Consider the following 14,675-nt stretch of genomic DNA (forward strand, 5'->3'; position numbering starts at 1 on the left):
GAGTTGATTAGATGAAGAGCATACCCGGATTGTATATTCGAACCATCGATATGCTGAACAAGTTTTTTGGATATGCTTTGGCTTTTATCATGGCATTTATGACTATTATTATCTTTTGGCAGGTTATCGCACGCTACGTAGTCGGCTCTTCTTTGGCCTGGTCAGAGGAGCTTTCAAGATTCTTAATGATATTTATGATAATGATTGGCGCCTCGCTTGCGCTTAGGGAAAACCAGCTTATATCCGTTGAAGTCGTACCGGAAATGTTAAGGGGACGAGTGAAGAAATGGCTGACAGTTATAGTCCATCTCATTTCCATCTTTTTTTATACGATAATTATCATGTTTGGATGGAAGGTAGCACAAAGCTTTGGCAATCAAATTGCTCCTGGTACAGGAATATCAATGTTCTTTATCTACCTTTCTTTGCCTCTGGGAGGCGTATTGCTTCTAATGAACTCCATTACATGTATTTTGGAAGAGTTCATAGAAAGAAAGGAGTGAAATGATGCTGCCTGTTTTCTTTATATCTCTATTCATCTTTATCTTTCTAAGTGTGCCGATCGCTTTCTCTTTGGGGTTATCTACGGCATTAGGGGTTTGGATGCATGATACTTTGCCATTGGAAATAATTCCGCAGAGAATATTTGTTTCCATGAACTCGTTTCCATTAATGGCTATCCCGTTTTTTATTCTTGCCGGAAATTTGATGGGCGCTGGAAGCATGTCGAAGAGACTGGTTAATTTCGCAAGTGCTCTGGTGGGTCACTTTACTGGCGGATTAGCTATGGTAGCGATCGTTACATCAATGTTTTTTGCAGCTATTTCAGGATCAGGTGCCGCCACAACAGCGGCGATTGGTTCTATTCTCATCCCGGCTATGGTGGCAAGAGGTTACAAAATTGAGTATGCTGCGGCCAATCAGGCGGTGGCAGGTGCTTTAGGGATTATCATTCCGCCAAGTATTGCCATGATATTATATGGTGTCGCGGCGGAAGTTTCTATAGGGGACCTTTTTATTGCGGGCATCCTCCCGGGCTTATTAATTACTTTTTCGCTTTTGATCAGTGCATATATCATCGCAAACCGCCGAGGCTATGTTGGGGAGGAGAAGAAGAGCTTCCCTGATGTCCTCGTGTCGTTTAAGAAATCGTTCCTTGCACTTCTAATGCCTATTATTGTGCTGGGAGGCATCTATTCAGGTGTATTTACTCCGACAGAAGCATCAGTTATTGCAGTTGTTTACTCTTTTGTTGTCGGTTTCTTTATTTATCGGGATATTACTATTCAGCAGCTTGCTGATACCTTAAAGAAATCAGCCATTAGCAGCTCAATCATCATGATAGTAATTGGAACTGCCGGCTTGTTTGGCTTTTTCATCGAGATGAACGGTGTTCCAGGAATGATATACAGCTCAATATCAGATGTAGTTACAAATAAATATATTTTCCTTATTATTGTAAACATCATTTTGTTTGTAGCAGGCATGTTCTTAGAAGGGGGAGCTGCAATCCTTATTTTTGTTCCTCTGTTATTGGGTACTGCAGTCAATTTGGGAATAGATCCCGTTCATTTTGGAGTAATCATGGTTTGTAATTTAGCGATTGGATTGGTAACTCCGCCTGTAGGGATTGATTTGTTTGTTGTATCCCAGCTTACAAAACTTTCAATTGTAAGAATTGGAAAAGCGGTAATCCCATTAATTTTCATCTTGATTATCGATGTGCTCGTTATTTCATTTTTTCCGCCGCTTTCTACCTGGCTGCCTTCGTTATTAAAATAGGAAAATACGAGCTACGAGCAAAATTCTAAGTTCTTTATAACAAGATAAGTTTCCTTATCTTGTTCCTTTTTCAACATTTGGTAAAGCGCTTAACTAGATTAATAGAACAAAGCCTAAGGAGGATTTAAATGAGTATCCCATTAAACGAAGAAAAATTAAGTTATTTAATTGAGAAGTCATCTAAAGCAAGACAACTAATTATTCAGACGGTTCATCATGCAGGAGCAGGACATATAGGAGGTCCAATGTCTGCTTCTGATGTCCTCGTAAATTTGTATTTTAATGAAATGAATGTAAATCCAGATAACCCTACAGATGTACAGAGAGATCGATTTGTACTATCAAAGGGGCATTCAGCAATTGGGCTCTATGCAGTTTTAGCACTTAGAGGATATTTTCCGACAGAGGAATTGCAAACGTTTGATTCATTAAATTCCCGTTTGCAGGCTCATCCGGATATGAATACCCTTCCAGGTCTGGACATGTCAACAGGCTCGCTTGGCCAAGGGATTTCTGCAGCTGTCGGAATGGCCCTGGGTGCAAAGCTTCAGAATAAAAAATTCCGCACATATTGCATGATTGGTGATGGTGAGTCACAGGAAGGCCAGGTTTGGGAGGCTGCAGATATTGCTTCTAAATATAAATTGGATAATCTGGTGGTTATTCTCGACTTTAACAAGCTTCAGCAGTTTGGATGGCAAGGTGAAGGAGCTTCAAGAGCAACTCCGATAAATAAGCCAAAACAGCGCTGGGAAGCTTTTGGCTGGCATGTCATTGAGATAGATGGCCATAACCATCAGGAGATTAGTGAAGCTTTAAGTCATGCCAGAGAGGTAACAGGAAAACCGGTTATGATTATCGCAAACACGGTTAAAGGCAAGGGTGTTTCATTTATGGAAGGAGATTATTTATGGCATTCAAGAATTCCGACAGATGAAGAGTTAAGCAGCGCATCAGAAGAACTGGAAATGGGGGTTCAAAAATGAAAAGCTTACTTTCTAAAGATCAAGTTTCAATGAGGGACGTTTTTGGAGAAACACTGCTCAAATTATCTCTGGAGTCCGATAAGGTATATGCGATTGATGGAGATTTGGCTAACTCAACCAAAATAGATGCTGTTGCAAAAGGGAATCCTGCTAGATTTCTGCAAATGGGCATCGCTGAACAGAATATGATGAGTGTGGCTGCAGGACTGGCTGCAACTGGCTTGCAGCCCTGGGCGGCTACCTTTGCTGCATTTCTGTCTAAACGTGCCATTGATCAAATTCAAGTACAAATTGCTCAGCCGAAATTAGACGTGAAAATGATTGGAGCCTATAGCGGTTTGCTGACAGGGGTAACGGGAAAAACGCATCAATCGCTGGAGGATATCGCAATTTTCAGGTCACTTGCCAATATGGTTGTTCTCGCACCTGCAGACAGTACAGAAGTGGAAAAAATGATGGAGTTTGCACATAAATACGAAGGGCCATTATATATGCGCCTTGCCCGTGACCCTTATCCAATCATTTTTAATGAAGATTACCACTTTGAATTCGGCAAAGCGGTGCATTTAAAAGAAGGAACGGATATTACCATCATTTCTACAGGAACACAAACCAGCAGGTCTTTAGCCGCGGCAGAACAATTAGAAGCTGATGGAATCTCTGCTGCAGTGATTCATATGCCTACCATTAAGCCGCTTGATAAAGAAGCAATTGTTCAAGCTGCAGAAAATACAGGAGTTATTGTTACAGCAGAGGAGCATAGCATTTACGGCGGTCTTGGAAGTGCAGTGGCAGAAGTTTTAGTAGAAGAGAAGCCAGTTCCTATGCTTCGTGTAGGTGTAAAAGATCTAAATTCAGAGTCAGCTAAAAATGATGACTTGCTGGAAAAGTACGAAATTTCATCTGGCCATATTGTCAAAAGAGTCAAAGAGGCATTGACGAAGAAAAATTCTTTAATTTAACCATAGGATTGGAGAGGTAAATATGCAGACAAGTATTTTAAATGAAAAGCTATTTATTGATGGAAAATGGATTCAATCGGAAAATACACACAAAGTATATAACAAATACACCGGAGAGCTCTTTTCAGAGATTGGCATTGCTGATGAAAAGCTGGTGGATCAAGCAATTGCAGCTGCTGAATACGCACATAAAAATACAACATTTATCCCGGATTACCGCTATAGGGTTTTAATGCGTGCAGCAGAGCTGCTGCTGAGTCATGCCGAAGAATTCGCTCAAATTATTGCCAAGGAAGGCGGGAAGCCTATCACTGATGCAAGAGCAGAAGTGAATCGCTCAGCATCGACATTCCAAATTGCTGCTGATGAAACAAAAAAGCTCGTAGGAGAAATTATCCCAAATTATAACGTGCAGGGAAGATTCCTTTATACAATAAAAAAGCCTGTGGGAGTTGTAGCAGCAATTACCCCGTTTAACTTCCCTCTAAATCTTGTTGCACATAAAGTTGCTCCGGCCTTGGCAGCGGGAAATCCAGTTATTCTTAAGCCGGCATCTGATACAGCAACGATTGCTATAAAACTATGTGAACTGCTCGAGAAAGCGGGAGTTCCGAGAGGATACCTGCAATGTGTAGTAGGAAGCGGGGGTACAGTCGGTGAACAGCTCCTGAATGATGAAAGGATTGCGCATTATACATTCACAGGTTCACCTGGAGTAGGCAAACATATTCAGAAAACAATTGGATTAAGAAAAGCCACCTTAGAGCTGGGCTCCAACTCTGCCACTATCGTTCATAGTGATGCGGATATTCATAAAGCTGCTGCCAAGCTTGCAAAAATGTCATTTGCACATGCCGGGCAAATATGCATCTCAGTTCAGAGAATTTTTGTTCAGAAATCTGTTAAAGAGAGGTTCCTAGAAAAGTTTTTGCAGGAGGTTTCCTATCTTAAGGTGGGAGATCCTTTGGACCCGAATACGAATGTTGGCCCAATGATCAATGTGAAGGAAGCTGAACGCATTGAGCAATGGGTCAAGGAAGCTGAAGAGGATGGAGCAGTCATTTTAACCGGGGGAAAACGAGAAGGCAGTATTTTTTACCCAACCGTAATTACAAATGTGAGAAAAGGGATGAAAGTTTCGGATGAAGAGGTGTTCGCTCCTGTCGTTACCGTCTCAGATTACGAAACAATCGAAGAAGCAATTGAGCTTGTGAATGACTCGAAGTATGGCCTGCAGGCCGGAATATATACTTCAGATCTGAGTTTATCTTATAAAATTCCTTACATGCTTGAAGTAGGCGGTGTTGTTATTAATGATACATGCTGCTTCAGGACTGATCAAATGCCTTATGGAGGCGTGAAAGAAAGCGGAAATGGCAAGGAAGGTCCGGCTTATGCCATACAAGAACTCGTAGAAACTGTGACGGTCGTTGTAAATCTTGAAGAATGATAAATAGGTTCATATAAAAATAGAAAGAGCTGATAAGAGTGGAGACATTTAAGATAGCCGTTATCCCAGGTGACGGCATTGGACCGGAAGTAATAGATGAAGGCGTCAAGATTATGAAAAAGGCAGCAGAGCTGGATGGTCATTTGCAGTTCGAATTTACGTATTTTCCTTGGGGATGTGAATTTTATTTAAAGAATGGAAAGATGATGGATGAAGACGGGATTGAACAGTTAAAGTCTTTTGATGCAATCTACTTGGGAGCCGTCGGTTATCCAGGGGTGCCAGACCATATCTCCCTTTGGGATCTGCTCTTGAAAATCAGGAAGGAATTTGACCAGTATGTAAATATTCGACCCATCACACTATTAAATGGGGCACCCTGTCCCATTAATGGCGGAAATAAAGAAAACATCGATATGCTATTCATTCGTGAGAATAGTGAAGGTGAGTATGCAGGGGCCGGGGATTGGCTTTTTAAAGGCAAACCCGAAGAAGTCGTTTTACAGACAGGGGTCTTTTCACGGAAAGGTACTGAGCGCATCATCCGTTATGCTTTTGAAACAGCATCCAAAGCAGGGAAAACACTGACCAGCATTAGTAAGGGAAATGCACTTAATTATTCCATGGTATTTTGGGATCAAGTGTTTGAGCAGGTGAGCAAGGAATATCCCCAAGTTCAGACCTATTCCTATCTTGTTGATGCAGCAGCTATGTACATGATTAAAGATCCCGCAAGGTTCGAGGTTGTTGTAACCTCCAATTTATTTGGAGATATATTAACAGATTTGGGTGCAGCGCTAGGAGGAGGCATGGGGCTGGCGGCCGGAGCCAATATTAATCCTGAAAAAATATTCCCGTCAATGTTTGAGCCAATTCATGGTTCAGCACCGGATATCGCAGGGAAAGAGATAGCCAACCCGCTGGCTGCAATTTGGTCAGCCAGCCAGCTTTTTGATTTTCTCGGCTTTAACGATATAGGAGAAAATCTGCTCAGCTGCATCGAAAAAACTTTGGAAGAGAAAAGGGTTCTTACTCCAGATCTCGGCGGATCTGCTTCCACTTCAGAAGTTGGTGCGCGTGTAGCTGAAATCCTAACTGAAATGGCAAAAGTCCAGTCATCCATATAACAGCCATTTTGGAACTATAGAGAAAACAGCGCTTTTTCCTGGAGCGCTGTTTTTCCTATTGCACATTCGCAAGTAAAAAAGGTGCAAATTGAAGGCAGTTATCATATCTGAAAAAGGAGACTTGCCGATGATTAAAAAAATAGCTGTTATTGGAGCAGGAACAATGGGCCACAGTATTGCCCTTAACTTTGCGATCTATGGCCTTAATGTAAATATATATGACCCGGATTGGAAAAGTGTTGAAAAGGCTAAAGATGAGATTCAAAGGCAGCTGGACTTATTGCAGGAAGTAGGAAATATAGATATCCAAAATAAAATCAATACGCTCAAGAGTATCCATTTCTATACCAGCTTAAAAGAAACAGTAGCAGATAGAGAATTTGTGGTGGAAGCCGTCCCTGAGAATCTGGAATTAAAACAAGATCTTTTAAAAAAATTAGATGACTATTGCCCTCCAAAGACCATTTTAGCAAGCAACACTTCAAGCTTGGATTTGGAGAGCATGATGGTAAAGGTAAGTGAAATGAGAAAAAAAAGAATCCTGATAACTCATTGGTATAACCCTGCGCATATTATGCCTCTTGTGGAAATTTCAAATTTTGGAAATATCCATAAAGATGTGTATGAAGATGTGAAAAGTTTGCATATGTCCATCGGCAAACAATGTATAGAAGTATTAAAAAATATTCCTGGTCTGGTGGCAAATCGGATTCAGCAGAGTGTGGCAAGAGAGGTATTTTCACTGATGGAGCAGCAAGCTGCATCTCCCGAGGATATTGAAAAAGCTTTAATGTTTGGCCCGGCATTTCGATACGCCACAACAGGGCAATTAATGATTGCTGATATGGGCGGATTGGATATATGGTGCACGGTAGGTGATAATTTGCTGAAAGATATGGAGAATAGGCAATTCTCCAGTCCTCTGCTAAGAGAGAAAACATCTGTAGGAAAGCTGGGGTTAAAATCCGGCGAAGGTTTTTTTAAATATCGAAAAGATGAAGAAGCGGAAATTAAAAAACAGTTTAATAGGAAGCTCCTTCATCAGCTAAATGCCTCTCAATACTATATAAATCATATTAAATGAAAGGGTGAATTTCTTGAAACTAATAACCTTTAAAGACAAGGACGGGACAATTAAATCAGGGTGGATAGAGAAAGAACAAGTTTTTGATATGGAAAAGGCAAGCGGGGGTAAACTGCCTGGCTCAATACTTGGTTTTCTGGAACGGTTTGAAGAAAACTATAAACTCGCTAGCCATATTGCTGACCTTGATCATTTGGGTACGTACAAACTGGACGATATTAAACTTTTAGCGCCTTTGCCGAACCCTAGAAGTGTGCGGGATTTTATGGCATTTGAAGGCCATATCGCGACTATAGCAGCCAAAAAAGGGGAAAATGTTGTGCCAGAATGGTATGAGATTCCGGTGTTTTACTTTACGAATCACCATGCCATTACAGGGCCGAATCAGAAAATTCAGCGCCCGGCCCAATGCAGTGAACTGGATTATGAATTGGAAATTGCTTGTATCATAGGCAGAGAAGGCAGAAATATAAGAGCTGAACAAGCTGATGATTATATAGCAGGGTACACCATTTTGAATGACTGGTCTGCACGTGATCTGCAAATGAGGGAAATGAAGGCGGGATTAGGACCAGCCAAAGGCAAGGACTTTGCTACATCGATTGGACCGTATATTGTGACAAAGGATGAATTGGAAGAATTCCGCGATGGAGATAGATTAAACCTGGAAATGACAGCTAGAGTTAATGGAAAGCAGCTGTCTAAGGGAAACTTCAAACATATTCATCATTCATTTGGACGAATGATTGAGCGGGCGTCCTCGGAGGCTACCCTATATCCTGGAGATATCATTGGTTCAGGTACTGTTAGTACGGGCTGTATCCTGGAATTAGGAACGGATATTCAAAATTGGCTTCAGCCTGGGGACATAGTGGAACTTGAAATTACCGGTTTGGGTAAACTCACCAATGAGATTATGTAATGAAACAGCTTTTTTTTTCGGACTAAACTAGATTTGGAGAAAGAGAGGAGAATTAGATGTATTTGAGTCAGCAAAATTTTGATTTTTCCATACCAACAGAAATTATCTATGGCATTAATAGTGTTAAACATAAGCTTCCAGATACAATACGGAGCCTTCAAAAAGCAAAGGTCTTTGTTGCCACTGACCCAGGACTTCTTAATACAGGAATAATAGATGCAACTACCTCATTATTAAATAAGAACGGCATTGATACAGTAGTGTTTGCTGAAGTCGAGCCGAATCCCCATGCTCAGACTGTTATGAAGGGAGCACAGATATATAAACAGGAATCCTGCGAAATGATCCTTGCCATAGGGGGAGGAAGCCCCATGGACTTCGCAAAAGCTGTTAGTGTGATAGTTGCTCATGAAGGACACATACTGGATTATCGCCGGGGTCAAAAGCCCCTTCACCAAGCTATTCCTTTACTCATTGCTATTCCTACTACGGTTGGAACCGGTTCGGAGGTGACTCCGGTCTCGGTGATCACTGATAATGAGGCGGGCAGAAAATATGTAATCGCTTCCCCTATGCTTGCACCAAAGGCGGCCTTTATCGATCCAAGTTTAACCACTTCTCTTCCGCGGCATGTCGTTTCTGCTACTGGAGTGGATGCTTTAGTGCATGCCATTGAGTCTTATACATCACTGAAATCAAACCCGATTACAGATGGATTAGCCTTTGAAGCAATCAAAATGATTAAGGAAAATTTGCCGGCAAGCTATGCGCACCCGGATAATCTTGAAGCCAGGGCACAAATACACCTGGCCAGCACAATGGCAGGTATATCCTTTGGAATAGCGGGCGTAGCACTAGTCCATTCTTGCTCGCACCCTATGTCGGCTTTATATCAGGTACCTCATGGACTTGCGAATGCCATATTGCTGCCGCACATTATAGAACATAACTTAATAGCCAACTATGAAAAGTATGCCAATATTGCAAGGATTTTTGAACCGTCGCTGACATTCGAGAATGATAGAAATGCTGCAAGGCAACTTGCTCCATTACTTAAAGAGTTTAATAAAGCTCTGGATATTCCAGAGGATTTTAGTTATCTAAAGCTAGATTTTACTGATGAAATGGTAGATCGCTTAACTAAAGATGCAATGAATGATTTAGGCACGATTCCAAATAATCCTCGGAAAGCAGATAAAGAAGATATTCGTCAAATTTATAAAAAAGTATTGCCGATGGCTTTAATAAAGACTGAACTGGAATTCGTAAGTGAAACAGTCTAGTCATAAGAGGCACCTTTATTAAAAGGTGTCTTATTTTGTTTATATCTATCATATTATGTTGCAAAAACGCAACGAAATTAAAAGGATAAACAGGATGAATAGGTGCTGTTCCCTTTTGCAAACTTGTTTTATTCAACCTTTAATGCGTTTCCGCAACACCTGTTGCGGTATTGCAACATTTTTTTACTGGCTATATAGTTTAAATATTACAAAATGTGAGAAATATCAGCATTTTATTAATTTTCTAATGTTGGCATACTTCTTGCATTAATAATTTATGAGTGAATCACTCAGAGGGAGCGGGAAAATTGTTAGTAAAAGACGCGATGACTCGTACTTCTATTAAATTTTTTGAAAACGATTACATCGATAGAGCTGCAAAAACCTTACTTGAATCCCATATGAAAGGCGGGCTGGTCTATAACGTTAGAGATGAGTTAGCGGGATGTTTTACAGAGCATAATCTATTAGAAGGTTTGTTAAATCAACATAAGGTACTATCAGAAATTTACCAGACTGACTTTTGTTTCCTTAACGAAATGGATGAATTAAACAATATAAAGCTCAATGATCAGGAAATCTGGCCAATCCTTAATAAAAGCAGGCAGATCACAGGCTTCCTGACAAAAGAACAGTATCTGGCGGCCTATGCCAGAACTTCTCAGGTGGAGCTCAGCCGCATGGATGCTATTTTTAATTCGGCACATAATGGGATTCTATCCATCGATTTGGAAGGAAGGATTACCTCAATGAATCCTCCGGCAGAAAAGATGGCTATGACAACTAAGGAGAAAGCCCTTGGTAAGTTTTTGACAGATGTTGTCACTCCAAGCGGGTTATTGAATGTTATCCGTACAGGTAAGGGACATACAGAAAAATACCGGGTAGGAAAAAGAAAATATTTAACCCATCGAACACCGCTCTATGATGGCAAAACTCTTGTGGGAGCGGTTGGTGTCTTTCAGGATATTTCAGAAATCGAATTTGTCTCGAGTGAGCTTGAATCCGTCAAGCAGCTCTTGAAAGAACAGGAAACGATACTGGATAACTCTACAGACGGAATCTGCATTACCGATGGGGAAGGAGCCATTATTAAATGCAACCAGAGCTTCAGGCAGCTTTTTGATGTAAGAAATGAGAGTCCTGACTACATAAAAGATATCGCCCGGCAGGTAGAAGCTAAGGGCAGATCGCATAACATCATGGAAACAAGCAAAGACAATAAAAATTCATTAATTATAACGGCAAATCCCATTAAGAACAGCAGCAATCAAATTGATAGAGTTGTTATCAATGTGAAGGACATGACTGAATTCGATGCGCTCAGAAGTGAGCTGGCAAAAACAAAGTCAATATTGGAGCATATGCATCTTTCCGAGAGATCAGAGACGTTCATAGCCAAATCACCTGAAATGGAAAGGCTGCTTGAGACCGTTCAGCAGGTGGCAAAGGTGGATGTAACGGTTCTATTATCAGGTGAATCGGGAGTGGGGAAAGAGGAAATCGCCAAGCTGATCCAGCAGTCGAGTCCGAGGTCGGAAGGGCCATTTATTAAGGTGAATTGTGGGGCTATTCCTGAATCACTGATGGAGTCTGAGCTTTTTGGATACGAAGGCGGTGCCTTTACAGGTGCCTTAAAAAAGGGAAAAGCCGGTTTATTTGAACAAGCAGATAATGGAACCATCTTTCTGGACGAGATTGGGGAAATCCCAAACCACCTGCAGGTCAAGCTGCTGCGGGTATTGCAGGAAATGGAGATTAACAGGGTAGGATCATCCAAAACGACAAAGATTGATGTGCGGGTAATAGCAGCTACCAACAGGGATCTTAAAGAATTGGTTGTGGAAGGAAGTTTTCGGGAGGACTTATTTTACAGGCTGAATGTTATCCCCATAGCAATTCCGCCATTAAGAAGAAGGGTCGAAGATATTCCAATCCTAATTGATGCGTATGCAAGGATGTTTGCAGCAAAATACCACAAACATCTCAAATTCACCAAGAAAGCCATACAGGTTCTGACTAATTATCAGTGGCCAGGGAATGTAAGGGAACTCGTCAATATGATTGAAAGAATATACGTAACAGCTTCGAATCCCGAAGTGGGGGAGCAGGAGGTTCTTTCTTTATTTAGCAAAGGCGATAACCAAGGAATGAGTCAGGATCAAGCCATTGTCGTAAATCAGTTATTACCGCTAAAAGAAGCTGTAGATCTGCTTGAAAGAGAGCTGATCTATAAGGCGTCACAGTCAGAGAAATCCTATCGGGGCATTGCCCGTGTGCTGGAAGTGAATCCTTCTACCATTGTTCGAAAGGTAAAAAAATTAGAAGGGGGATTATTAAAATCATGAGATCATTGCAGACGCTTGTTTCCCCTAAAAGCATTGCCATAATAGGAGCTTCGGAAAGGTTCCATCAAAATGCGGGACGTGTCATGGTCAATCTTCAAAAATCAAAGTTTTCCGGGGAGATTTATCTTGTAAACCCAAACCATGACACCATTTCAGGAATTCACTGCTATCCGAGTGTGCTGGAGATCAGTGAAGAAGTCGATTTGGCATGTGTAATTGTTCCTTTCAAACATACCCCTGACATCCTAAGAGAATGTGTAAAAAAACAAGTGAAGAGTGTCATCATCATCAGCTCCGGCTTTTCTGAAAGCGGGCCGGATGGAATTTACAGGGAAGAAGAGCTGAAGGAAATTGTTAAAGGTACAGAAACGGCGGTTTATGGGCCAAACTCACCCGGATTTTATCATTTTATAGGAAACTGGGGAATCTCTTTTTCACCCCGTTTTGAACCTAAGAATTTTCATAAGGGATCTGTTGGATTGATCAGTCATGGAGGAAGTTTAGGCCGGGCTGTACTTGATGCCAATGAAAAAGGCCTCGGTTTTTCCTATTGGCTGTCACCTGGAAATGAGATGGATATCACGATTAATGACTGCTTTGAATTTTTAATTAGTGACCCATCAACAGAAACCATTCTATTAATCATTGAATCTATTTCTGAGGAGGAGCGTTTTTTCCGGCTGCTGCACCAGGCCTATATCAAACAGAAGCCGGTGATCCTGCTGCCAATCGGCCATTCGGAGATTTCAAGAATTGCCGTTAAATATCACCTTGGAAGAAACAATGATTACTCCATTCCCTGGGATATGGTCAATCACCCAGGACTGGTAAAAGCCGAAAGCATTGATGAAGTGGTTGCTCTTTCATGGCTGTTTGATACATACCAAAAGGCAGCAGGAAAGCGTACGGCTATCTTTTCCTGGGCAGGGGCTACTTCCATTTATCTGGCGGATTTATGCGATAAGTACGGGATTCCGCTTCAGCCCCTGTCATCAGAACTTCAGCAGAAAATGAAAACGATTACAGGTATAGAGAAGTCATTCATGAATCCTATAGATTTGACCACCATTGTATACGATGATCTGTCAAAATTGACAACCTGTCTGGAGGTGCTTCATAAATCGGGTGACTTTGATAATATCATTGTTCCTTTCCCTTTCCAGGTAGACTATCAAAATGAAATTCTTTCGGAACAAATGAAAAAGCTGATGGAGGAAGGAGATAGTATTTTTATTCCGATTTTCATGTCGCAGGGATACCAGGGGGAGCTGGCCATTGACATATTAAAGGAAACAAAGAAACCTTACTTCTTTCATGAAAATACAGCCATCAAATCATTGTCTGCTTATATAAATTACTCGGAAACCCAGAGACAAGAGGAGGAACATAATGAAAAAACAATTAAATCCTGCTGATGCACTGCAGTTCATTAAAAGCGGCGACACATTGCTTGTAGGAGGATTCGGCCTATCGGGAACACCGCTTACTTTAATTGATGAGCTGGTGAAATCCGATAAAGAAAACCTTACAGTCATCAGCAACAATTTAGGTGAGGAAGGGAAGGGGCTCGGAAAACTGCTGGTGGCAGGGAAGCTGAAAAAAGCGAAAGGTTCTTATTTTACCACTAATCGAGATGCCGTTAAGGCTTGGTCAAAAGGTGAACTGGAGATTGAATTAATTCCTCAGGGCACATTGGCAGAAGCCATCCGGTGCGGCGGGGCAGGAATAGGCGGCTTCTATACGAAGACAGGTGCCGGGACCAAGCTTGCTGAAGGGAAGGAAGAGAAAGTGATCGATGGCGAATCCTACATTTTTGAAAAAGCAATCAAAGGGGATGTAGCCATTATTAAAGCACTTAAGGCTGATACACTGGGAAATCTGATTTATGACAAAACAGCGAGGAACTTCAATCCGGTTATGGCAACGGCTGCGAAGGTGGTCATAGCTGAAGTGGATGAGATTGTGGAAGCTGGATCATTTGCACCGGAAGAAGTGGTAACGCCTCACTTATACGTAGATTATGTCGTCATCAATCAATATGTAAAAAAAGGAGGGAGATACGTTGAGTCTATCTGACAGAATTAAAATCGCCAAAAGGGTAGCACAGGAGTTGAATGAAGGAGAAATTGTCAATCTGGGAGTAGGCATTCCAACCATTATTCCGGATTACCTTGATGACAAAAGGGTTTACCTTCAATCAGAGAACGGTCTTCTCGGGATGGGTCCTACCCCGTCTGATGACGATATTGATATGGATTTGATCAGCGCCAGCAAGAAGCCTGTTTCCATGGACGCAGGGGCATCCCTCTTTGATAGTTCGGATTCTTTCCTGATGATTCGCGGAGGACATATCGATACAGCTGTACTGGGGGCTTTGCAGGTCGATGAAACAGGAGAAGTCGCCAATTGGGCAGTGCCCGGAAAAACCATTCTTGGAGTGGGAGGGGCCATGGATTTAGTTGCGGGAGCCAGGCGGATGATTATTGCTTCCATGCACTTGTCTAAAGACGGTAGTCCGAAAATTGTGAAAAAATTATCCTTTCCAAGCAGCGGTACAAGAAAAGCAGATATGATTGTCACCGAACATGCTGTATTTAAGTTTCTTGAAGGAAAAATGTACCTCATAGAAAGGCTCTCCGATGTTTCGATCGAAGCGTTGCGGGAGATGACAGATGCTGAATTTCATGTGCTGGAAAAAACCAAAATGGAAACAAACTAAGGGGGAAAATAA

At 41.6% G+C, this 14,675-nt stretch carries 13 protein-coding genes; all 13 read left to right on the forward strand.

Annotated features, from left to right (window positions below):
* The first annotated feature begins 11 nt into the window (after positions 1-11).
* The 13 genes from MKY20_RS05745 to MKY20_RS05805 all read left to right on the forward strand — a co-directional run bounded on the left by MKY20_RS05745 (position 12) and on the right by MKY20_RS05805 (position 14,663).
* Positions 12-503 carry a TRAP transporter small permease gene (locus MKY20_RS05745; RefSeq protein WP_251174239.1) on the forward strand — a complete coding sequence of 164 codons (492 nt, stop codon included), beginning with the start codon at positions 12-14 and terminating at the stop codon, positions 501-503.
* 4 nt (positions 504-507) lie between these two features.
* Entirely contained in the window at positions 508-1,782 is a 1,275-nt protein-coding gene (locus MKY20_RS05750; RefSeq protein WP_251174238.1) for a TRAP transporter large permease, read from the forward strand.
* A gap of 128 nt (positions 1,783-1,910) precedes the next feature.
* Complete coding sequence (locus tag MKY20_RS05755) at positions 1,911-2,768, forward strand: transketolase (protein ID WP_159863097.1); 858 nt, start codon at positions 1,911-1,913, stop codon at positions 2,766-2,768.
* Positions 2,765-3,730: a transketolase family protein gene (locus MKY20_RS05760; RefSeq protein WP_159863096.1), complete on the forward strand. Its 966-nt coding sequence runs from the start codon at positions 2,765-2,767 to the stop codon at positions 3,728-3,730. Before MKY20_RS05755 ends, MKY20_RS05760 begins: the two co-directional genes overlap by 4 nt.
* 22 nt (positions 3,731-3,752) lie before the next feature.
* A complete protein-coding gene (locus MKY20_RS05765; protein ID WP_251174237.1) occupies positions 3,753-5,180 on the forward strand; it encodes an aldehyde dehydrogenase family protein in 1,428 nt (475 codons plus the stop codon).
* Between the two features lie 38 nt (positions 5,181-5,218).
* Positions 5,219-6,307, forward strand: a complete 1,089-nt coding sequence (locus tag MKY20_RS05770) for a tartrate dehydrogenase (protein ID WP_251174236.1) — start codon at positions 5,219-5,221, stop codon at positions 6,305-6,307.
* A gap of 127 nt (positions 6,308-6,434) precedes the next feature.
* Positions 6,435-7,391, forward strand: coding sequence for a 3-hydroxyacyl-CoA dehydrogenase family protein (locus MKY20_RS05775; RefSeq protein ID WP_159863093.1), 957 nt, complete (start codon positions 6,435-6,437; stop codon positions 7,389-7,391).
* 13 nt (positions 7,392-7,404) lie between these two features.
* Positions 7,405-8,313 carry a fumarylacetoacetate hydrolase family protein gene (locus tag MKY20_RS05780; protein WP_201306495.1) on the forward strand — a complete coding sequence of 303 codons (909 nt, stop codon included), beginning with the start codon at positions 7,405-7,407 and terminating at the stop codon, positions 8,311-8,313.
* A 62-nt stretch (positions 8,314-8,375) separates the two neighbouring features.
* A complete protein-coding gene (locus MKY20_RS05785; RefSeq protein WP_251174233.1) occupies positions 8,376-9,596 on the forward strand; it encodes an iron-containing alcohol dehydrogenase family protein in 1,221 nt (406 codons plus the stop codon).
* 308 nt (positions 9,597-9,904) lie between these two features.
* A complete protein-coding gene (locus MKY20_RS05790; protein WP_217026267.1) occupies positions 9,905-11,944 on the forward strand; it encodes a sigma 54-interacting transcriptional regulator in 2,040 nt (679 codons plus the stop codon).
* Complete coding sequence (locus tag MKY20_RS05795) at positions 11,941-13,359, forward strand: CoA-binding protein (RefSeq protein WP_217026268.1); 1,419 nt, start codon at positions 11,941-11,943, stop codon at positions 13,357-13,359. Before MKY20_RS05790 ends, MKY20_RS05795 begins: the two co-directional genes overlap by 4 nt.
* A complete protein-coding gene (locus MKY20_RS05800; RefSeq protein ID WP_217026269.1) occupies positions 13,334-14,020 on the forward strand; it encodes a CoA transferase subunit A in 687 nt (228 codons plus the stop codon). The genes MKY20_RS05795 and MKY20_RS05800 overlap by 26 nt, the downstream gene beginning before the upstream one ends.
* Positions 14,007-14,663 carry a 3-oxoacid CoA-transferase subunit B gene (locus MKY20_RS05805; protein ID WP_217026270.1) on the forward strand — a complete coding sequence of 219 codons (657 nt, stop codon included), beginning with the start codon at positions 14,007-14,009 and terminating at the stop codon, positions 14,661-14,663. Before MKY20_RS05800 ends, MKY20_RS05805 begins: the two co-directional genes overlap by 14 nt.
* The last annotated feature ends 12 nt before the right edge of the window (positions 14,664-14,675 follow it).

The organism is Cytobacillus sp. FSL W8-0315 (genome assembly GCF_038002905.1).
GTDB classification, from domain to species: Bacteria; Bacillota; Bacilli; order Bacillales; family Cytobacillaceae; genus Cytobacillus; species Cytobacillus pseudoceanisediminis.